At 64.5% G+C, this 20,990-nt stretch carries 16 protein-coding genes; 12 read left to right on the forward strand and 4 right to left on the reverse strand.

Translation table 11 applies throughout. The features are described from left to right. The first annotated feature begins 83 nt into the window (after positions 1–83). From QX034_RS03205 to QX034_RS03255, 11 genes are all read left to right on the forward strand, one after another. Complete coding sequence (locus QX034_RS03205) at positions 84–1,289, forward strand: class I SAM-dependent methyltransferase (RefSeq protein ID WP_315704418.1); 1,206 nt, start codon at positions 84–86, stop codon at positions 1,287–1,289. Beyond that, positions 1,286–1,822: a WbuC family cupin fold metalloprotein gene (locus QX034_RS03210; RefSeq protein WP_315704419.1), complete on the forward strand. Its 537-nt coding sequence runs from the start codon at positions 1,286–1,288 to the stop codon at positions 1,820–1,822. Before QX034_RS03205 ends, QX034_RS03210 begins: the two co-directional genes overlap by 4 nt. Further along, positions 1,819–2,559: an SDR family oxidoreductase gene (locus QX034_RS03215; protein ID WP_315704420.1), complete on the forward strand. Its 741-nt coding sequence runs from the start codon at positions 1,819–1,821 to the stop codon at positions 2,557–2,559. Before QX034_RS03210 ends, QX034_RS03215 begins: the two co-directional genes overlap by 4 nt. Positions 2,560–2,628: 69 nt before the next feature. Then, complete coding sequence (locus QX034_RS03220) at positions 2,629–3,894, forward strand: class I SAM-dependent methyltransferase (RefSeq protein ID WP_315704421.1); 1,266 nt, start codon at positions 2,629–2,631, stop codon at positions 3,892–3,894. 179 nt (positions 3,895–4,073) lie between these two features. Further along, a complete protein-coding gene (locus QX034_RS03225; protein ID WP_315704422.1) occupies positions 4,074–4,916 on the forward strand; it encodes an ABC transporter permease in 843 nt (280 codons plus the stop codon). 32 nt (positions 4,917–4,948) lie between these two features. Further along, positions 4,949–5,698, forward strand: a complete 750-nt coding sequence (locus tag QX034_RS03230) for an ABC transporter ATP-binding protein (protein WP_315704423.1) — start codon at positions 4,949–4,951, stop codon at positions 5,696–5,698. A gap of 39 nt (positions 5,699–5,737) precedes the next feature. Then, positions 5,738–6,805: a glycosyltransferase family A protein gene (locus QX034_RS03235; protein ID WP_315704424.1), complete on the forward strand. Its 1,068-nt coding sequence runs from the start codon at positions 5,738–5,740 to the stop codon at positions 6,803–6,805. An 83-nt stretch (positions 6,806–6,888) separates the two neighbouring features. Next, positions 6,889–8,931, forward strand: a complete 2,043-nt coding sequence (locus QX034_RS03240) for a TIGR04372 family glycosyltransferase (protein WP_315704425.1) — start codon at positions 6,889–6,891, stop codon at positions 8,929–8,931. 179 nt (positions 8,932–9,110) lie between these two features. Beyond that, the gene (locus tag QX034_RS03245) at positions 9,111–11,819 is read left to right on the forward strand and encodes an NF038122 family metalloprotease (RefSeq protein ID WP_315704426.1); all 2,709 of its coding nucleotides are present in this window, start codon (positions 9,111–9,113) and stop codon (positions 11,817–11,819) included. A 74-nt stretch (positions 11,820–11,893) separates the two neighbouring features. After that, positions 11,894–13,051, forward strand: a complete 1,158-nt coding sequence (locus tag QX034_RS03250) for a glycosyltransferase family 4 protein (RefSeq protein ID WP_315704427.1) — start codon at positions 11,894–11,896, stop codon at positions 13,049–13,051. Continuing rightward, positions 13,048–14,070, forward strand: a complete 1,023-nt coding sequence (locus tag QX034_RS03255) for a glycosyltransferase family 4 protein (RefSeq protein WP_315704428.1) — start codon at positions 13,048–13,050, stop codon at positions 14,068–14,070. Before QX034_RS03250 ends, QX034_RS03255 begins: the two co-directional genes overlap by 4 nt. On the opposite strand, the gene QX034_RS03260 is transcribed toward QX034_RS03255, so the two are convergent. The 4 genes from QX034_RS03260 to rfaD are packed head-to-tail and all read right to left on the reverse strand — an operon-like array spanning position 14,056 to position 19,755. Beyond that, entirely contained in the window at positions 14,056–15,969 is a 1,914-nt protein-coding gene (locus QX034_RS03260) for an SDR family NAD(P)-dependent oxidoreductase (RefSeq protein ID WP_315704429.1), read from the reverse strand. The genes QX034_RS03255 and QX034_RS03260 overlap by 15 nt on opposite strands. A 31-nt stretch (positions 15,970–16,000) precedes the next feature. Continuing rightward, the gene (locus tag QX034_RS03265) at positions 16,001–17,281 is read right to left on the reverse strand and encodes an O-antigen ligase family protein (RefSeq protein ID WP_315704430.1); all 1,281 of its coding nucleotides are present in this window, start codon (positions 17,279–17,281) and stop codon (positions 16,001–16,003) included. Further along, entirely contained in the window at positions 17,278–18,750 is a 1,473-nt protein-coding gene (gene rfaE1 / locus QX034_RS03270) for a D-glycero-beta-D-manno-heptose-7-phosphate kinase (RefSeq protein ID WP_316195001.1), read from the reverse strand. The genes QX034_RS03265 and rfaE1 overlap by 4 nt, the downstream gene beginning before the upstream one ends. 24 nt (positions 18,751–18,774) lie before the next feature. Continuing rightward, complete coding sequence (gene rfaD / locus QX034_RS03275; protein WP_315704432.1) at positions 18,775–19,755, reverse strand: ADP-glyceromanno-heptose 6-epimerase; 981 nt, start codon at positions 19,753–19,755, stop codon at positions 18,775–18,777. A gap of 144 nt (positions 19,756–19,899) precedes the next feature. Between rfaD and waaF the strand changes: the two genes are divergently transcribed. Beyond that, the gene (gene waaF / locus QX034_RS03280) at positions 19,900–20,970 is read left to right on the forward strand and encodes a lipopolysaccharide heptosyltransferase II (protein WP_315768535.1); all 1,071 of its coding nucleotides are present in this window, start codon (positions 19,900–19,902) and stop codon (positions 20,968–20,970) included. Positions 20,971–20,990 lie beyond the last annotated feature (20 nt).

Genomic DNA, 20,990 nt, shown 5'->3' on the forward strand with positions numbered 1-20,990 from the left:
ATGGCAACATCCTTTGCGCGGCCGGCGCCCTGGATACAGTGGCGACCGAGCCAGTCTTTTTGTTCGAGCAATCCAGCTGAACCATGCCCACCCGATCATCGTCCAGCTGCCGACTGTGCGGTCAGCCGATCACCACGCAGGCGCTTTCGTTCAGCGCCCTCCCAGTCTGCAACCGGTTCACGCCTGACGGCCGCGTCGAACACCGGATGACACTCGACATCGTCGAATGCGACACCTGCCGGCTCGTCCAGCTCCGCGAGGCCCCGCCCTCAGATACGCTGGTCCCGACGGTTCCCTGGATCCGATACCGCGAGCCGGAAGGCCATCTCGATGTATTGGCCGGCGAACTGCTCGCGCTGCGGCCTGAGGCCCGCAACGTCCTCGGCACCGGTCCGTTCGAGCAACCCCTGTTGTCGCGGCTCGGTGCACGCGGTCTCGCCGCAAGCGCGCTGGCGCTCGACCTTCCCGCCGTCGAAGGCCGTTTTCCTTATCTGGAAAGCTGGCAGGCCATGCTCAACGGTTCCGACCTCGCAGCTCGCGCGGCGCAGCTCGGCACCTTCGACATCGTCTCCTGCCGCTACATCCTCGAACACGCGCCGGAACCGGTTCGCGCACTCCAGGCGCTGAAGCAGCTGCTTTCCAACAATGGGCTGCTGCTGATCGAAGTCCCGGACAGCAGCAAGTTCGTGGCCGCTCGCGACTACTGCTTCCTGTGGGAAGAGCACAGCAGCTATTTCGTCGAGGAAACTCTGCGCGACCTGGCCGCGGTCAGCGGCTATCGGGTGGCGGCCCTGCTGCGCTACCCGGGGGTGCTGGAGGATGCCTTGGTGGCCGTCCTGGAGAGAGCGGATACGGCCGCCCTGCCGCCAGCAGCCCGCGGCCCCTCCGCCCTGTTTCAGGTCTACCGTGACAATTTTGCAACCACCCGGGCGCAGCTGCGCAGCAGGCTGTCCGCCTTTGCTGGTCCGGACCGGACCGGCATCGCCCTGTTCGGCATCGGCCATCACGCCATCATGTTCGTCAACGCCTTCGGCCTCGCCGACCTGATCGCGCTGGCGGTCGACGATGATGCGGATAAGTCCGGCTTTTTCCCCCCAGGCTTCCACAGGCCTGTGGTAGGCTCCGAACGGCTGCTGGCCGACGAACGGATCAAGCTGTGCCTGTTTGCGGTCGCTCCGCATATCGAAGGCAAGGTGCGCGACAAGCTCGCCCCTCTTGCCGCCAGGGGCGTGCAATTCCGCTCGATCTACGCCGCGCTCGACAATTCGATCCTGAAGGACCCCGCATGACGCTCGTCCAGAAATCCCCCGAGGTCTTCCTCGCCGAGGGCCCGATTGCCGCCGTGGGGCCGGCCGAGATCGAGACGCTGAAGGCCGCAGTCAAGGCCAGCCCGAAGCGGCGGGCGCGGATCAATGCGCACCCGGACGGCGAAGACACGCTGCATGAGATGATCATCGCGATCGACGCCAGCTCCTACATCCGGCCGCACAAGCACCCCGGCAAGAGCGAGGCCTTCCACATCGTGGAGGGCGAGGTCGACATCGTCGTATTCCGCGACGACGGCGAGATCGACCGCGTCGTCGAACTCGGCGCCCCCGGTGGCCGCCGGCCGTTCTATTACCGGATGTCGAATGCGTTCTTCCACACCCTGATCATCCGCAGCGATCTTCTGGTCGTGCACGAGATCACCAACGGTCCGTTCCGCCCTGGCGCGTCGGTGTTCGCCGATTTCGCGCCCGAAGACAGAGACACCGCCAAGGCTGCGACCTATCAGGCCGAGCTGGTCCGGCGGGTCGCGGCCCTGCAGGACGCCGCGGCATGACCCCGCATGCCGTCGTCGTCGGCGGCACCCGGGGTCTTGGCCGGGTGGTGGTCGAACGTTTCTTGGCCCGCGGCTGCGCGGTCAGCGTGGTGTCGCGGCAGCGCCCCGCGGACTTTCCCGATCAGGCCGGACTGCGCCACTTCCCTGCCGACCTGGAACGCAGCGAGGGCTTCGCCGGGTTGTGGGACCGGGTCGCCGAGGCCGGTGGCCCCATTCGCTATCTGGTGTTGAGCCAGCGCTTCCGCGGCCAGGGCGACCCCTGGGCCGGCGAGATCCAGGTCGGCCTCACCGCATCGCGCGACCTGATCGAGGGCTTCGCCAGGCATTTTGCCGATGCGGGAGACCGCGGAATCGGCGTGGTCAGCTCGGTCTATGCCGAATTCGTCGGCAGCTCGCAGCCGGTCGGCTACCACGTGGTGAAGGGCGGCCTCAATGCGATGGTCCGCCATTATGCCGCAACCCTCGGCCGGCGCGGCATCCGCGTCAACGCCATCATGCCGCTGACCTATCTGAAGCGCGAATCGCGGGTATTTTACGAGCAGAACGAAAAGCTGATGGACACCTATCGCCGGCTGGTGCCGCTCGGCCGGCTCGGCACGGCCGAAGAATGCGCCGATGCGCTCGATTTCCTCTGCAGCGAGCGCGCCTCCTTTATCAACGGGCAAAGCCTGTTTCTGGACGGCGGGGTCTCCACAGTCTGGCAAGAAGAGGTCGCCAAGAGCTTCGCGGGCCTGTAAAAGCGGCCGCGATTTTGCTTCGGCCGACCGTCCCTTGCCTCTCAAGGGATCGCCAACCAAGGACACGACATGCAGCACGTCAAGCACAAGACCGATTGCCGCCTGTGCGGCTCGACCCAGCTCGAACATGTGCTGCCGATCAGGCCCTCAGCGATCGGCGACGCCTTCGTCACCGCCGAACGGCTGAGCGAGAAGCAGGATCTGTATCCGCTCGACTGCTACCTCTGCCTCGACTGCGGCCACCTGCAGAATCTCGACGTCGTCGATCCCGACATCCTGTTCCGCGACTACACTTATCGCACTTCGGTCTCGTTGGGCCTGGTCGAGCATTTCAAGCGCTATGCGCAATCGGTGGTTTCGACACTCGGCATCCCCAAGGGCAGCCTCGTGGCCGAGATGGGCAGCAATGACGGCTCGCTCCTGAAAGCGTTCAAGAACGAAGGCATGCGGGTCCAGGGCGTGGACCCCGCGCGCGACATCGCCGCGGCCGCCACCGCCGACGGCATCCCGACGATTCCCGACTTCTTCACCAGCGCACTGGCTGCCAAGATCAAGTCCGACCAGGGCGAGGCTAAGCTGTTCTGCGCCAACAACGTATTCGCGCATATCGACAACATGTCGGATGTGGTGAAGGGCATCCGCCTGCTGCTTGCCGACGACGGCGCCTTCGTGTTCGAGGTCTCCTACATCGTCGACATGATCGACAACATGGTGTTCGACACCATCTATCACGAGCACGTCTCCCATCACGCGCTGATCCCGCTCGAGACCTTCCTGAACAAGCACGACATGACGCTGTTCCAAGTCGAGCGTACCGCGACCAAGGGCGGTTCGATCCGCGCCTTCGCGCAGCCGAAATCGACCGGCAAGCGCCCGCGCTCGGCGGAGCTGTCGAAGCTGATCGCCGAGGAAGAGCGGCGCGGCATCACCAAGCCCAAGATCTACCAGGACTGGTTTGCGGCGATCGAGCAGTGCAAGCGCAGGACGCTGGCCTATCTCGACAAGGCGATCGCCGAGGGCAAGCTGGTCGCAGCCTATGGCGCCTCGACCACCACGACCACCCTGCTCTACCACTTCGAGCTGGAAAGCCGCGTCAAGTTCATCGTCGACGACAATCCGCTCAAGCAGGGCCGCTACAGCCCGGGCGCCCATATTCCGGTGCTGCCTTCGACAGAGCTTGCGACCAGAAAGCCCGATATCGTCGTCATTCTCGCCTGGATCTACGCCGACCCGATCCTGAAGCGGAACCAGGCCTATCTGGAGGCCGGCGGCCGTTTCCTGGTGCCCCTGCCGGAGCCGCGGGTCGTCGAGGCATCCGGCTCGGTCGCGATCTGAACCGCTTGGCAAGCGCTGCGCCCCCCGGGCCGCCGCGCTTGCGCACGCTTCGCGGAACGGTTGACAGTCTCTCCGGAACATGGTCCAGCAAGCGCCGTGGCAGCGCCGCCGGCGAGACTCCGGGTTTGGCATTTTCGCCCGGCCAGCCAAAGACTTACGACACTTGACGAGGTAGCAGGATGACCTCCGTGACCGATGGACAGGTCGAACGGTTTGTGGTCGCGGAAAGGCCGCGCTTTTCCTGGGCGCGCTGCCGCGCCGATATTGCCCCTATCGTGACCCGTCACGTCACCTGGCGGGCGCTCGCCATGGGCGACATCCGCTCCAAATACCGCCGAACCCTGCTGGGACCGTGGTGGATCACGGCCACCAACGCGATCACGGCGCTGATCATGGGCACGGTCGCCGGCCGCTTCCTCGGCGCTGACATGAAGACCTACCTTCCGCACTTCATGATCAGCATCACCATCTGGAATTTCATTTCCTCCTCGCTCAGCGAGGCCTGCTACACGATGATCAATGCCGGCGGCATGATCAAGGCAGTGGATATGCCGATCGTGATCCACGTGATGCGCATGGTTCAGCGCAACCTGATCATCTTCCTGCACAACATCGCCATCATCCCATTCATTTGGCTCGTCTTCCCGTGGTCGATCGGCTTTGCGAGCCTGCTCAGCGTGTTCGGGCTGGCGCTGGTCTACGTCTTCATCGTCAGCGCATCGATCATCGTTTCCATGATCTGCGTGCGCTATCGCGATGTGCCCCCGGTGATGGCCGCCGTGCTGCAACTTCTGTTCTTCATCTCACCGATCATCTGGGAGCCATCGCGAATCCAAGGCGGCGATCTGATCGTCGGGATCAACCCGATCGCCTACCTGCTGGCGATCACCCGCGATCCCCTGATGGGCACCGTCCCGAGCCTGACCAGCTGGGCCGGCGCCGTTGGATTCATCGCTGTACTGACCGGTGCCATGGTCTACATCTACACGCGCTATCGCGCGCGCGTCGTCTACTGGGCCTGACCCGCCCGCGAGGATTGTTGGACTCGTCTATCATGACCTTGATTGAAGCCAAGAATATCGGCATCGAGTTTCCGGTGGCACCGCCGAACGCGCGTTCGTTCCGCCACCTCGCCATCAAGGCCGCCTCGCGGGTCGGCGGCAAGGTGTCGAAGAACGAAGGTTCGTTTCAGTTCGTGCAGGCCCTCGACGACATCAGCTTTACCCTGAAGCAGGGCGATCGTCTCGGGCTGGTCGGCCATAATGGCGCCGGCAAGACCACCCTGATCCGAGTGCTGGCCGGAATCTATGAGCCGACGCGAGGATCGTTACGCGTCGTCGGCCGCAATGTCCCGATGTTCGATATCGGGCTCGGCATGGACGAGGAGGCATCCGGCTACGAAAACATTCGCACTCGCGGGCTCATCCTCGGCCTCAGCCCGGAAGAGATCGAGGAGCGCGTGCCGGAGATCGTCGAATTTGCGGAGCTCGGCGACTATCTCGAACTGCCGATTCGCACCTATTCCTCCGGCATGCTGCTGCGGCTGGTCTTTTCGATCGCCGTCTCCATCCACGGCGATATCATCCTGATGGATGAGTGGATCGCAGTGGGCGATGCGCAGTTCCGGAAGAAGACGCATGAGCGGCTGCAGGACATGACGATGCGCTCCGGCATCGTGGTACTGGCTTCGCACGATCACAGCCTGTTGCGCGACACATGCAATCTCGGCCTCTATCTCGAGGGCGGACGGCCGCGCGCCTTCGGGGCACTCGAAGACGTGTTGAAGGAGCTGCCGGCTGCCTGAGCAGTCCAACGCCTGAACGATGCGGCGGGATGTGACGTGATGACCACCAGGACTGCATCGCTGTCGCCTCCGCGCGTCATGCTCGTCGTTCCAAATTACAATCACGCGCGATATCTGCCGGAATCCCTCGGCAGCATCGCCAGACAGACCCGGGCTCCCGATCGCGTCCTGATTATCGACGACTGTTCGACCGATGACAGCATCGCCGTCATCTCGCGATTCCTGGTGGACAATCCGACCTGGCAGCTCATTCGGCACCAGACGAATCAGGGTGTGGTGCGTGGCCAGAACGAAGCCCTGGCCATTGCGGATACCGACTGGATCGGTTTTCTCGGCGCCGATGATGCCCTGCATCCGAGCTATCTGGAGAAAGCGCTGGCGCAGGCAACGCGCTTCCCCGAGGCCGGCCTGATCTGCGCCTGCTGCGAAATCATCGGGCCTACAGGAGCGTCGGATGCCCGCATGCTGCGGCCGATCATGCTGCCGGCGCCGCAATCGACGATGCTGCAGCCGGCTGACGTCCGGCGCATTCTGCTCGCGGGTGACAATTATTTCTCCGGCACCGTGTCGCTTTACCGGCGCGAGGCGCTGCAAGCACTCGGCGGCTTCGACGTCAGCCTCGGCTCCTTCTCCGACGCGTTCCTCGCGCGCCGGCTCGCCCTCACCTATGGCTTCTATTTCATCGCGGAGATCCTCGGCTACTGGCGGATCCATGGCCAGAACTACTCGACGGCTACCGCAACCGATCCGACTGCTCTGGAAACCAAGCTGGCCGAGATCAGCGCCCGCATCTCCGACAGCATTCTGTTCCCGCCCGGCTACGGCGCGCTGTTCGCGCGCCGCAATCGCTTTGGCGCGGTACGGATGGTGCTGGGGACGGATGCGCCTGCGTCTGCCAAGGCGGCGCATGCGGCCGCCCTGCTCGATGGCGGCCCGTTTGATGCGCATCTGCTGCGGCTTCTGCTCGGCTTGGGCTCTCCCGGCCGCCTCGCCGCGTTGGCTTGGGCCACGCTCCGGACCCGACCGATGTCGCTGATGCGCCTGCTCGCCCAACGCGCGAGGCGCAGTGCGATCGTCGCGGCAACGCCGGCCTATCGTGCCCCATGACCGCGCGGGCCCCCATCGGCACTCTCCGGCATCGCCTCACCAGGCTCCAAACGAGCCACGCCGCCGCCGAGCCAGGCCCGGTCATGCCAAGTTCGCCCGCTCAGACCGACGAGAGACAAGGCAGACGATCGACCAAAGCTTGGCTGACGGGGCTTGCCTTTCGCTTCTACGGCTTTCTGAGCGCACGCCGGCGGCAATTGCTGCCGCTCACGATTCGTGCGGCCAACGTCATCGATCGCAGGATGATCGCGGCACCTGCAGGCCCAGCCCTTTTGCGCTTCACGGAGCACAGGCTGGCGCGTGGCTCTCGGGTGGGCACGATCGCCGCACGGCTGATTCTCATAGCGCTGGCGGGCGCGGCCCAGATGCACCTTGCGGCCAGCCGCAAGCCGAGCGCGCTGCGCGCGGTGCGGCTGCTCAACCTGATCTTCCGCGCCCAGGTCCGCGCGCGGCGCGGCCTCGGTACCCAGGCCTATTTCACAACGCTCGCGCTCTGCAGCGCCTACGACCGCATCGTCCGCGAGGTCCCGCATGTGGAGGAGATCGACAGCTTTGCGATCAATTTCGCCGTCGGCGTCGCACACATGTACCGCGGTAATTATCCGGTCGCGGAGCATTTCCTGAAGCGAGCGGCGGCCTCGGGCGACAGCAACGCCCTGCGCAAGCTCGGCTGCGTTTATGTGCTAATGCACGATCATGCGAGCGCGGCCGAATGCTTCGCCGCGTCGGTGAAGCGCGATCCCCACTCGGTCATGGCGCATCAAAACTATGCGGGCGGCTATGATCCATCGGCTTACACGCCAAGCACCTGGGAGCTACAGCATGCCGGCGAGCTCCTGATCTATGACAATCTGATCCAGCTCGGCGAAAACTTCTATCATCAGGGCCGCTACGAGGACACCTTCCGCTGCTATCAAGCCGCGCTCGACCATCAGGACACGCTGGCTCAGAGGTGGTCGATTCCGGACGAACTCCTGGAGCGGATCAAGGGCGTAAGCATCAACTTCAAGCCCAACCTGCCGGTGCGACTGCTCGGCTACGAGTGGGTGACCTTGATCGGCCATATCGGCTTCATCGACTGCCATCTGCGTATGGCCGAGCTCGGCATCGTGCCGGCAGCCAATTACGTGCTGCTGGCGCCTCCGGCGAAAGTCATCAATCAAGCGTTCCTAAGCCTGTTCGCCCCGCATCTGACGATCATCGAAGATCCCGCGCTGGTCGATGACCTGCTTCCCTATCAGCGTCTGGTCGGCGATCAGTTCATCGCAGTGCGGGGCGAAGATGGTCTCGCCGAGCCTTGGGCGCATGCGGCGGCGCGTGCTCAGGTCGCCTGGGCGGAACAGCGGCGCGCTCCAATTGTCACAGTCCCGCAACACCTTCGCGAGGCAGGTCGTGCCAAGCTGCGCAGCGCCGGTGTCACCGCCGACTGGTTCGTTGCGATGCACATCCGCGAGGGCGGCTATCACGGCGACGGACCCGGCACCACACGACAGCATCGTTCAGCCAATGTCGGCGATTATCTGGAGGCCATCGGCCACATCACCTCGCGCGGTGGTGCGGTGGTCAGGCTCGGCGACCGCAGCATGACGCCGCTGCGCGGCCTGCCCGGCGTGTTCGACTATGCCCATAGCGACATCAAATCGGCCGAGATGGATCTTTTTCTCTGTGCGGAGGCACGCCTGTTCGTCGGGACCACCTCAGGCCTCACCACTGCTGTGCAGGCGCTCGGCACACCGATGCTGCTCGTCAACTGCATCTCCAATGACTGCCAGTTCTGGCACGAGAAGACGGATTTCACCCTGCGGCCGGTCTACGACCGCCGGGCGCGACGTTATCTCTCGCTGCGGGAGACCTATCGTCAGCCGTTGCAGGCGCTCCTGATCGATACGGGCGTGCTGGCACGGCACGGGCTTGAGATCCACGCCAACCGACCCGAGGACATCACCGCCGCCGTCCGTTACAAGCTTGATTGTCTGGACGGAAGCACGCGGCCCTTGCGCGAGGGCGGCGCGCTGCTCGATCGGTATCTCGTTACACTTGCCGACAATCCCTACAATTTCGGCGCTGCACTTCCGGTGCCGGCCTTCCTCGCGCGGATACCGGAGTTGCTGGACCCAATCGGCTAAATCCGCATAATCGGCCGGGTGGGGATCAGGGGTGAGAACCAGACTTTAATTTCTCGAAAAGACTCTCCCTCTGGTAGGTAAGGGCACGACGGTGCGATTTATTTTGCTTCACCCGTGATCGTCGGGCGCAAATGCGCCCTCATCATGCGTGAGCTTTGCGAGCATCTGGAACCAGAGCGATGACGGGGCTGACTTCTGCAGACAACAGCACGGCCGACATGCCTCCAAGCACGCCGGTCAACCTTCCGGAAGAGGCCGTCCAGGCTCAGCCTGCGCAAGGCAGTTTCGGCGGTATCGGTTCCGTGGTTGCCGTCACATCCGGCGGATTGACCATCAATCTGCTTTTCGATGCGGCCGCGATGGCTGCTCCTGCCGCGTTCCGCGCCGGAATCCAGCAGGCGGCCGCGATCCTGAGTTCAACCATTTCCGACCACATCACGGTCAATCTCAAGATCGATTACAGCGGCACTGGTGGCGGCGCGGGTGCGACCCCAGACGTCGGGCAGTGGCAGACCTATTCGAACGTCCGAGCCAATCTAATCAATAATGCAAGTCTCGGAGATACGACGTTCAACGCACTGCCATCAGGATCGACCTTCCAAGGGCAATCCTACGTTGCAGTTTGGAACTCGCAGCTGAAGCTGTGGGGAGTTCTTGGCGCCAACGACACAACGACGGACGACGGCAGCGCCACCTTCGCCACCGATATTGATCCGAACCTTCTCGTCGGCGTCGCACTGCATGAGCTGACCCATGCGTTCGGCCGCGTGCCCTACGGATCGCAGCCTGACATTTTCGATTTCTATCGGTTTTCGAGCCCAGGCGTGGCGCTGCTCACGGGCGGCGCAACCGCTTCGCCGGCCTATTTTTCCCTCGACGGCGGCTACACCAAGCTTGCCGACTATGGTCAGAACTCCGACGCGAGCGACTTCCTCAACAGTGGCGTGCAGGGCCCAAACGACCCGTTCAACGAGTTCTACACGGGCAGCACCCTGCAGATGCTGACCGCGGTCGACCTGAAGCAATTGGACGCGCTGGGATTTCATCTCACCTCCGCTACGCCGGTGACGATCGAATCCTTCGGGTCAACCAGCTTGCTGCAGTCCAGCTTTGGCTATTTCCTCAATCCTGTCGCCGGCGGCACCGGACCTCAGCTTAAGTTCGGCGGCAGTGCCTTGGCCCCAGGGCAACTGGGTGGTTGGACACCGATCGGCGCGGAAATTACGGGCAGCGGCTACCAGATCGCATGGAAGATGGCCGGCGCCGACCTTTATACGATCTGGAATACCGACAGTAATGGCAACTACACGGGCAATGCGATTGGCGCAGTTGCGGGTGGCAGCGCTGCTCTGGAAGGATTCGAGACCAGCCTCCATCAGGATCTAAACGGTGACGGCATCATTGGCGTTACGACGACCGTGATCGAATCCTTGGGGTCGACGAGTCTCGTTCAAGTGGCCAATGGCTATTTCCTCGATCCGGTCGCCGGTGGCGCCGGACCGCAGTTGAAATTCGGCGGGGCCAACTTGGTGGTCGGCCAGCTTGGTGGCTGGACTCCGATCGCCGCCGAGACGACGGGTAGCGGCTATCAGATTGCATGGAAGATGGCCGGCGCCGATCTCTATACGGTCTGGAACACCGACTCCAACGGCAATTACATCGGCAATGCGATAGGTGCTGTCCCGGGCGGCGACAGTGGGCTCGAGGCGCTGGAGACGACGTTTCATCAAGACCTCAATGGCGACGGCACCATCGGGGTAGTCAGCACCGTGATCGAGGCTCTGGGCTCAACAAGCTTGGTACAGGCGGGCTCGAACTATCTTCTTGACCCGGTCGGCGGCGGCAGCGGTCCGCAGATCAAGTTCGGCGGGTCCGTGCTCTTGGCTGGGCAGCTAGGTGGATGGATGCCCATCGGCGCCGAGATCACAAGCAGCGGCTACGAGGTCGCCTGGAAATTTCAGGGCTCGGATCTTTATACCGTCTGGAACACCGATAGCAGCGGCGCATACACCGGCAATGCGATCGGCGCTGTCAGTGGAAGCAACGCGTCTTTAGAGGCGTTGGAAATCAGCTTCCATCAGGATCTGAATGGCGATGGCGTTATTGGCATTCCAACCACCGTCATCGAAAGCCTTGGTGCAACGAGCCTCGTCCAATCAGGCACGACATATTTTCTGAACCCCGTCGGCGGCGGCACCGGCCCGCAGATCAAATTTGGCGGTTCTGCCGTGGTCGTTGGCCAAATGGGCGGCTGGATGCCGATCGGCGCAGAAGCTGCTGGCAGCGGCTATCAAGTCGCTTGGAAGATGACGGGCGCAGATCTGTATACCGTCTGGAACACGGACAGCAGCGGAAATTACGTTAGCAACGCCATCGGCGCAGTGCCCGGAGGCACCGCTTCGCTGGAAACGCTGGAGACGAGCTTCCAGCAAGATCTCAATGGCGACGGCACGATCGGGATCCCCGCCCATACTGTCATGGCCGCCGTGCAATCGGCAGCAGCTGCTTCCCCTGGCGCCGCACTGCCGTTCGTGCAACCTGTCGCTCAGGATAATTTCCATTTCGCAGGCGATGGCGCAAGCGGCGCGCTTGAATACGGGACAGCAGCATCCGGGCCGACGATCAGCGGCAGTGCTCCCCAGAACTCCATCTCTGCAGCAGTGTTTGCATCCCTTCCGACTCCCGCGCATTTCGGCCAGATCGCCGAATTTAATTTTGCCTCCACGGGCAATCCGACCATGTCAGCGACTCAGCCGGCCCCACTTCCGACCCTTAGCCACGACATGGCGATCGCGGTGATATCGCATGCGGTGCATGACGCGATCACGATCGAACCGATGACGACAGCAGAACTGCTCGCGCATTTCTCGAATTTCCATTTGCTCTGAGCGGGCCGATCCCCCTCGCCGAACGCACCGGCTTGCCGTATATGGCGCCTCCGAGCACCGTTATCGTGAACCGAATGCCCCCGCCCACCCCTATCCCGCCGCGACGGCTCCTCTATGTCGCGAACGAGGATTACGCGTTTCTGATGCATCGCCTGCCGATGGCGCGCGCCGCGCGCGACGCCGGCTACGAGGTGCATGTCGCCACCAATGTCAACGCCGGCGCGGGCGCGATCGAGGCCGAGCGCTTCGTCCTGCATCCGATCCCGTTCCAGCGAGGCGGCCTGTCGCCCTCGGCCGCACTTCCGACGGTCCGGGCGATCCGGGCGGTTGCGACAAGGGTCAAGCCCGATGTCGTTCACCACTCCGGCCTGCAGGCGAGCGTGCTCGGCTCGCTGGCGGCGCTCGGCAGCTCTACCCCCGCGGTCAATGCCATCACCGGGCTGGGCTATGTCTTCACCTCGACCACATTGCGCTCGCGGCTGATGAAGCAGGCCATGGTGGCGTTGCTGCCTCGCCTGATGAACCGGGCATCCAGCGTCGTGCTGGTGCAGAACCCGGACGATCGCGATGCCTTGCGCGCACTCGGAGTCCGGACGGACAAGATCACCCTGATCCCGGGTTCCGGCGTCGATACCGATCGCTTTCAGCCACTGCCCGAGCCGGAGGGACCGATCAGCTTCGGCTTTGCCGGACGCCTTCTGACCGACAAGGGTGTCCGCGCCCTGGTCGCGGCGCATAGGCTCCTGCACTCCGAAGGCCTCGATTTCAACCTCCTGATCGCCGGCAGCCCCGACCCGGCCAATCCAGCCTCGGTCTCGCCCCAAGAGATCGAGCAATGGCAGCGAGAGCCTGGGATCACGCTGCTCGGCCATGTCAACGACATCGCCACATTATGGCGGCGCTGCCATATCGCCGTGCTGCCCTCGCACCGCGAGGGCCTGCCGGTGAGCCTGCTGGAGGCGGCTGCCTGCGGCCGGCCGCTGGTCTCGACCGATGCGCCCGGCTGCCGTGAGATCGCGATCAATGGCGAGACAGGATTATCCGTGCCGATCGAGAATCCGGCCGCGCTGGCGCAAGCAATGAAACAGCTGGCGCAATCGCCGGAGCTGCGGGCGCGCTATGGCCAGGCTGCGCGGCAGTTGGTCGAAGACAAGCTTTCAGCCAAGATCATCGGCCGCTCGGTCGTCGCACTCTACGACCGGCTGACGTCCCGCTCACCGGTTGCATCATGACAGCCGGTCTTCCTGCCCTTCTCGTCGTCGCGCTGAGCGCAGCCGCGATCTGTGCGGCCCTGATCGTCCTGCTGCGCCCGCTGCTCCAGCGTTACGCGCTTGCCCGGCCGAACACCCGCTCCTCACACAAGGTGCCGACGCCACAAGGTGCGGGAATCGCCGTGATCGCGGCCACGCTTCTGATCGGAGGCGGCTACGCGTGGACGACCGGCGCCGCTCCGCCCGTACTGCTGCTTGCCGCCACGCCGCTCATCGCCCTGGTCGGGCTGGTCGATGACATCAGGCCGATACCCGTGCTGCCGCGCTTGCTCTTGCAGGCGATCGCGGTCGGCCTCGTCGTTCTCATGGCTCCGAGCGAGCTCAGGCTCGTGCCCGTCTTGCCGCTCGCACTGGAGCGCGCGGTTCTGCTGATCGCCGGGCTGTGGTTCGTCAACCTGGTCAATTTCATGGATGGGCTCGACCTGATGACGGCGGCCGAGGCGGTGCCGATCACGGCGGCACTCACGGCGCTCGGCGTGTTCGGCCTGATGCCGTTGCCGGCCACGCTCGTCGCGGCCGCGCTGTGTGGCGCCCTGCTCGGATTTGCGCCGTTCAACCGGCCGGTGGCAAAGGTGTTTCTTGGTGATGTCGGCAGCCTCCCGATCGGGCTTCTGCTCGGCTGGTGCCTGCTGGAGCTCGCCTGGCGCGGTCATATCGTGGCTGCACTGTTGCTGCCGCTCTATTACCTCGCGGACGCGACCCTCACATTGCTGCGGCGGATGCTGCGTGGCGAGCCATTCTGGGCGGCGCACCGCACGCATTTCTACCAGCGCGCGACCGACAACGGCTTTACGGTCGCTCGCGTGGTCAGCGACGTCTTCGCGCTCAACCTCGTGCTCGCTGCTCTCGCGGGCCTATCGGTGGCACTCGCATCATGGACGGCAGACGTTGTGCTGTTGATGCTCGGAGCCGGTGCGGTCGCCTTCGCGCTGCACCGGTTCGCGCGACCGCGGGCGATGGAAGCCTCACGCCGCGGTTGACCCGAACTCCGGCACCGCGTCCTTCAGGATCGCCTTGATCGCCACAGGATCATGCTGACCGATCGCCTGATCCAGGCTCGCGATCCACGCCTTCAGCACCTGCATCGGCGGCTCGTTCGGTTTGGCGGCCATGATGCCGGCCACGCCGATCTCGACCGGCGGCTCCTCGCTCGCGAACAGGATTTCGTTCAGGCGCTCGCCGGGCCTGATCCCGGTGAAGACGACCTCGATGTCATAGCCGGGCTGCAAGCCCGAGAGCCGGATCATGCGTTCGGCGAGTTCGACGATCCGCACCGGCTGGCCCATGTTGAGGACGTAAACCGAGACGCCCGGCCGCTCCGGCGCGAGCGCATGCGAAGCCGCGGTGATCACGAGATCGCAGGCTTCGCGGATCGTCATGAAATAGCGCACCATGTCCGGATGGGTGACCGTCACCGGGCCGCCGGCCTCGATCTGCGCCTTGAATTTCGGCACCACCGAGCCGTTCGATGCCAGCACGTTGCCGAAGCGGACCGAGATCAGCCGCATCGGCGACCTGCCGCCGTGCCGCTCGGCCAACTCGCGGTCCAGCGCCTGGCAATACATTTCGGCAAAGCGCTTGGTGAGCCCCAACATCGACACCGGCTCGATCGCCTTGTCGGTCGAAATCATCACCATCGCTTCGGCGCCGGCCGCCACCGCCGCATCGGCGACGTTGATCGAGCCGAAAATGTTGGTCTTGACGCCCTCGCTCCAATCGCGCTCGAGGATCGGCACGTGTTTCAGCGCCGCGGCGTGGAAGACGAGTTCCGGCTTGAACTCGGAGATCAGGCGGAAGACCCGTTCGCGGTCGCGGATATCGGCGATGCGGCCTTCCACGGCGGCATTGCCTTCGTTCGCGGCGGCGAGCGCCTCGGTGATCGCATAGAGCGCCGGCTCGGAGTTCTCCAGGATCAAGAGCCGCGCCGCGCCGAAGGTGACGGCACGATGGCAGATCTCCGAGCCGATCGAGCCGCCGCCGCCGGTGACGACGACAGCCTTGCCTCTCACCAGCGCTTCCAGCCGCGCATAGTCGATCTTCTCGCTCGGCCGCAGCAGGAGATCCTCGACCGCCACTGGCGCGAGCCGCGGCGCATCGCCGCTTTCGAGCGAGGGCAGCCGGCTCACGATCAATCCAAGCCGGCGCGCCCGCATCAGAAAGGTTTCCGGGTGCAGTTCCGGCTCGAACGCGGACGGTGCCATCAGGGCGCGTGCGATCGGCTTGCCGCGCCGGGCGAAATCGGCCGCAACATCCTCGATGTCGTCGATCCCGCCCAATACCGGAACGTTGCGGATGATCTGGCCGCGATCGGAAACCGCCGGCGACAAGATCCCGATCGGCCAGATTCGCTTCACTGCGCCGCTTTCGATGCCGCGCAGAACCACCTCGGCATCTGCCGTGCGCCCGACCAGGAGCGCGGGCGCGGCATCGTCGGTCCTGGCGTGATGGCGCACACGCGTGTAGCGGAAATAGCGATAGGCAAAGCGCAACGCGCTGAGGGCAAAAATCTCCAGAAACCAAAACAGGATGATGGTGAGCTTGCCGAGGAAGAACGTGCCGCGCACGTTCGGGGCGACAATGACGTAGTCGAGCACCAGGAGCGCAAGCGTCAGCACGGTGGCGACACGGACGATGTTGAGCGCATCGGGCAGCGAGATGAACCGCCATTTGGTGGTCATCAGCCTGGAAACATAGAAGACGATGAAGCTGAAGACGACGAAATAGGGTACGATCTGCAGAAGCAGCGGAGCCCGGTCCCAGAACGCGCTGGCGCCCTCGAAGCGGATGTAGAATGCAGCGAACAACGCCGCCACGCTGGCCAACAGGTCATGCGCCGCAATCAGGATGTTGCGATACGTCAGATGGGACAGACGTGTCATGCCGTGACCGACCCGTGAATCAAACCCTGCGTCATGCCGCGGCACTCTTCGATGACGTATCCTGCAGCCGGGCTTTCAGCATCATGCCGCCGGCAACCCCCACCCCCATGACATACATCCAGCCCTCGTGGAAATCGAAGATGTGCGAGTTGAACAGCGAGGTGAAGACGTTCTGCACCACGACCAGAAGACCGATCCAGGCGACGAGCCCGTCGCCCCGGAACAGCAGCAGATGCGACAGCCACATCGCATAGAGGATAATGATGCCTAGCAGGCCCCATTGCACGGCGACGTTGAGGGTCTGATTGTGCGGATTGCTGATCACCTGCCCCGAGGCGAGATCGGAGCGCCCGCTGGCCGCCAGCTCGAACAGATGCCGCGTCGATCCGCTGCCGTGGCCGATCACCGGGGCCTCCGCAAAGAAGTGCAGCGACTTGCGCCAGAACTCGAGGCGCTCGCCGATCGAGGTGGTGGCACGGTCTTCCTTATAGGCCTGGTATTCGCTCGTGAAGGTCGCGACCTTCTGCCTGAGCTGCGGTGAAACCGTCCAGGCGGCAGCGCCGAGCGCAACCGCTCCCAGCAGGATCAAAAGGTTTGCTCGCCACCTCAGATGCATGAGGCCGAAGACTGCGAGCATGATCGGAATCGTCACCAGCGCGGTGCGTGAGGTGACGACGAAGAGCATGTTGGCGAGGAAGGCCAGCATGAGCACGAGCATCAGCAAGGCAAGGAGCCAGCGCTTCTCGCCGACGAAACGCGCCATCGGATAGGCCAGCGCCACCGCGCAGAGCGAGAATTCCTGGCTTTGATCGATATAATTCTTCACGAAGATGCCACGATCCGCGTTCGGCTTCAGCGCCAGTGCCGGATCGAACGCGACCGCGGTCGACATCACGACCATCAGCGCGCAGGAGCCCAGGAAGGCGACAAAGACCCAGACGCCGCGCTCCGACCGTTCGAAATGATAGAACAGCGCCGGCAACACCAGGAGCTTGGCCGCGGGGCCTACCGCATAGAGGCGCGCCCCCCAGGGGACGTCCGACCACAAGGTCCCGACCAGCGCGAGCCCGAACAATGCAAGAGGTGCGATCGAGATCGGCCGCCGCAGCGAGCGCCAAAAGGCGTCGCGATCGAGATGCGGCAGCATCGTGATCACCATGACGACGCCAAGGATGGACACCAGCGAGGTCGACCAGGGCAGCGCGGCCGCGAGCAGGACCGCGACCACATCCACCGTGGTCCGCCAGGCGGCGGGATCGCGCCAGCGCCGCAAGGGCAACACGGCTGCGGAATGGCTGGTCAGCGCCGTCATCGCTTGGTGCCCCGGGCGCGATCGACCAGGGCGGTCGTCGAAAAACCTCTGACGATATCGACCAGCATGACGTGGCCGCCCGCGGCCTCGACGATTTCGTGCCCGACCACCTGCTCGCGGGTGTAGTCGCCACCCTTGACCAGGACGCTCGGCTTCACCAGCTCGATCAGGCGGATCGGCGTGTCCTCACCGAAGATCGCCACCGCATCCACCGCCTCCAAAGCCGCCAGCACTTCGGCGCGCGCACGTTCATCCTGCACCGGGCGGTCCTCGCCCTTCAGCCGCTTCACCGACGCATCGCTGTTCAGGCCGACGACAAGGCGGTCGCAGGCAGCACGCGCGGCCGCGAGCACCTTGACGTGACCGGGATGCAGAATGTCGAAACAGCCATTGGTGAAGCCGACCCGCAGGCCCTGCTCCCGCCACGCCGCAAGCCGCCTCTCCAGATCGCCGTCGTCGCGAACGATCTTCTCCTCGGCCGCCAGATAGGCATGCGGCAAGACCTTTCGCCGGAGTTCGGCAGCCGTCACACTGGCTGTGCCCTGCTTGCTCACCGCAACCGCTGCTGCGGCGCTCGCCATCCGCAGGGCGTCCTCCCATTCAGCCCCCGCCGCGAGCGTTGCGGCCAGCACCGCAACCACCGTGTCGCCCGCGCCCGAGACGTCGCACACTTTCACCGGATAGGCCGGCACGTGCACGGGCGCGCCGTCGCGCGGCACCAGGGTCATGCCGCGCTCGCTCTGGGTGACCAGGATCGCTTCACAATCTGCGAGCCGGATCGCATCCTGTGCCGCAGAGGCGATCTCCTGCTCGGTGTCGGCGCGGCTGCGCGTCGCTTCCGAGAACTCCTTGCGGTTCGGCGTCAGCAGGCTGACGCCGCGATAGATCGCGAAGTTCGCGCTCTTGGGATCGACGATCACGCGCTTGCCGGCTTTGCGCGCCGCGTCGATCGCGTGGCGGATCACGCGCGCGGTCAGCACCCCTTTGGCATAATCGGACAGCAGCACGATATCGGCACGCTCGATCAGCGGCAGGATCGCATCGATCAGCTGCTGTTCGATCGCGGCGGACGCTGGCGCCGCGCGCTCCCAATCCGCACGCAGCATATGGGTCGAGAAATGTTCGGACACGAAGCGCACCTTGCGCGTGGTCGGCCGCGACCGATCGGCGACCAGCACGCTCTCGATGCCGGCTTCCCGCGCCAGCTCGGCCCGGAGCTGCTGACCGGCCTCGTCGTCACCGATCAGCCCGACGAAGATGCAGCGCGCGCCGAGCGAGGCGATGTTGCGCGCGACATTGCCGGCCCCTCCGATATTGATCTCGCTGCGCTCGACCGCGATGACGGGCGCCGGCGCTTCCGGCGAAATCCGCGACACCTCGCCGTAGACGAATTCGTCCAGCATCAGGTCGCCGACGCAGAGCACGGTCTGGCGGGCGATCGCTTGCGACAGGGCATCGAAATCGAACATTGCTTGGCGTCTTCTGTACCGGAATCAGCGGAAGCGATCGGTCGCGTCGAGGTAGCCTTTGACGTAATGGCCAACGGCATCTTCGAGCGGCGTGAAGCCGCCGTTATAGCCGGCCGCAAGCAGCCGATCGACCTCGCTCTGGGTGAAATACTGGTAGCTATCGCGAATCGCCTCGGGCATGTCGATGTATTCGATATTGGCCGTGGTGCCGAGCGCCGCATAGGCCGAGAGCATGAGGTCCTTGAAGCTGCGCGCTTGGCCGGTCCCCACATTGAACAGGCCGGACACCGAGGGCGTGGCGAGCAGCCACACGATCACCCGGACGACGTCGTCGACATAGATGAAGTCGCGCCGCTGGTCGCCATCGGCGATGCCCTCGCGATGCGACTTGAACAGCTGCACGGGCCGGCCAGCCTTGATGTCGTCGAAACGACGGGCCAGCACGCTCATCATCGAGCCCTTGTGGTATTCATTGGGCCCGAACACGTTGAAGAATTTCAACCCGACATGCTGCGGCGGCAGTTTTTCGTGCCGCTCGGTACGGGCGGCGATCACCATGTCGAACAGGTGCTTGCTCCAGCCGTAGAGATTCATCGGGCGCAGGGGCTTGAGCGCGTCAAGCGACGGTTCGTCTTTAAAGCCCTGCGCGCCATCACCATAAGTGGCGGCCGAGGAGGCGTAGATGAACGGCGTTGCGTTGGCGGTGCACCAGTCGAGCAGCCGCAGCGAGAAGCGGAAATTGGTCTCGATCACCAGATCGCCATCGATCGCGGTGGTCTCGGAGATCGCGCCCATGTGCAGGACGGCGTCGAGCCGCCGCCCCTTCAGCCATTCCGGCAGGTCGGCCGGCGGAATGAAATCGGCGAGCTGCCGCTTGGCCAGATTGCGCCACTTGCCCTCTTGGCCGAGCCGGTCGCACACAACGACGTCGGTCCGTCCGGCATCGTTGAGCGCGGCGACCAGATTTGACCCGATAAACCCCGCCCCGCCGGTCACCAGCAACATTCTTCACCCGTCCCGCAGTCAATGTCCCTTGTAAGGCCCCTTGCCGTAGCGCATGCGTGGGCAAAGTGTAAGCGGTTTGCGCGACGGCTTTACCTTGCGCAGCCGAGCGGCTACCAGCGCAGCCGGAGTGCAAGCGAACAAAGAATGAATCTCAATTCTAAAGAGATGAACATTGCAGCGGAACCGGGCGAGACCGGCCCGATCCTCATCATTCCCTACATGTGGATCGGCGATTTCGTCCGTGGCCATACCGTCGTGCGGGTGTTGAAGGAGCGCTGGCCGAATCGGCCGGTGGATTTCCTGACCACCTCGCTTTGCGCACCGCTCATCGATTACATGCCCGGCGTGCGCGCTGGGGTTGTCTGGAACCTGCCGCGCAGCCGGCTGGCATTGGCGCAGCAATGGCGACTCGCCGCCATCCTGCGGGAGCGACGCTACCAGACCGTCCTGATCATGCCGCGTACCTGGAAGTCGGCGATCGCACCCGCGCTGGCCGGTATCCCGGAACGGGTAGGCTTTGTCGGCGAATTCCGCTTCGGGCTGCTCAATCGCTGGCGCTGGGGTGAAAGAGCCCTGCCCCGCCTGATCGACAAGAACGCCGCCCTGGCGCTGCCCGAGGGCGCGCCGCGGCCACCGGAATGGCCGGTGCCGCAACTGCGCGTTCCGCCCGAGGAGGTCGAGCGCTGGCGGCAGGCCAATGGCGTCGGCAACGGCCCCGCCGTCGCGCTGGCGCCCGGCTCCGTCGGTTCGGGCAAGCGCTGGCCCTATTATGGCGAGGCGGCCCGCCTGCTGGCGGAGCAAGGGCTCGACGTCTGGGTGGTCGGCGGCCCCGGCGAAAAGGGGCTGGCCAACGAGATCGTGGCGACCGGGGGCCCGCGGGTGCGCGACCTGACCGGGACGGACCTTCGCAACGGCGTGCTGGCGCTGGCGGCCGCACGCGTCGCGATTTCCAACGATTCGGGGCTGATGCATGTCGCCGCGGCCCTGGGCACGCCGACCATGGGGATTTTCGGTCCGACCAGCCCGCAGCTCTGGGCGCCGCTCAATGAGCTTGCGGCGATCGTGCAAACCAAGACCCACGTGCCCTGCCAGCCCTGCCATCGCCCGGTCTGCCGCATGAACGATCATCGCTGCATGCGCGATATTCCGGCCGCCGAGGTCGCGGAAATCGCCACGCGCGTGCTGTCGGAAGTTGGCGCGCGCGCCGCGCGCTGAAAAGGTCGAGCATGTACGGA

Source organism: Bradyrhizobium sp. SZCCHNR3119 (genome assembly GCF_032487775.1).
Taxonomy (GTDB): Bacteria; Pseudomonadota; Alphaproteobacteria; order Rhizobiales; family Xanthobacteraceae; genus Bradyrhizobium.